Genomic DNA, 376 nt, shown 5'->3' with positions numbered 1-376 from the left:
CCCCTCGGCCCCGCCGAAGCCGCCGATCCGCGTGGGCAGGGGCTGGGCTGCGGGCGCCTCGGTCCGTCCGGCATAGGAGAAGACCGCCGCGACACCGGCGCGGGCAAGCAGGGCGGCCAGGCGGCTGGCCTCGGTCGTGCCGCCCAGCAGCAGGATGCGTCGCATGTCTGACCCTTGGCTGACGATCATCGGGATCACCGAAGATGGACCGGACGGCCTGCCCGGCGCAAGCCTGCGCGCGCTGGCGGCCGCCGAGATCGTCTTCGGCGGCCCGCGCCACCTGGCCCTGGCGGGGGTGGGCGCGCGGGGGCGGGCCTGGCCGGTGCCCTTCGACCTGGCGCCGCTGCTGGCGCTGCGGGGGCGGCGCGTGGCGGCG

Annotated in this window: 1 protein-coding gene and 1 pseudogene; one reads left to right on the top strand and one right to left on the bottom strand. The window is 78.2% G+C overall.

Annotated elements, in window-relative coordinates; all coding sequences use genetic code 11:
* A partial coding sequence (locus TW83_RS18955) for a precorrin-6A/cobalt-precorrin-6A reductase (protein ID WP_045984346.1) occupies nucleotides 1-165 on the bottom strand: 165 nt, incomplete at its 3' end.
* Here TW83_RS18955 and TW83_RS18950 point away from each other — a divergent pair.
* Nucleotides 164-376: pseudogene (locus tag TW83_RS18950) on the top strand (cobalamin biosynthesis bifunctional protein CbiET); the annotation flags it as partial. The gene TW83_RS18955 and the pseudogene TW83_RS18950 overlap by 2 nt on opposite strands.

This window comes from Paracoccus sp. S4493 (assembly GCF_000967735.1).
GTDB lineage: Bacteria > Pseudomonadota > Alphaproteobacteria > Rhodobacterales > Rhodobacteraceae > Paracoccus > Paracoccus marcusii.
Note: the sequence above shows the minus strand (reverse complement) of the source record. Positions and strands in the feature narration are given on the sequence as shown.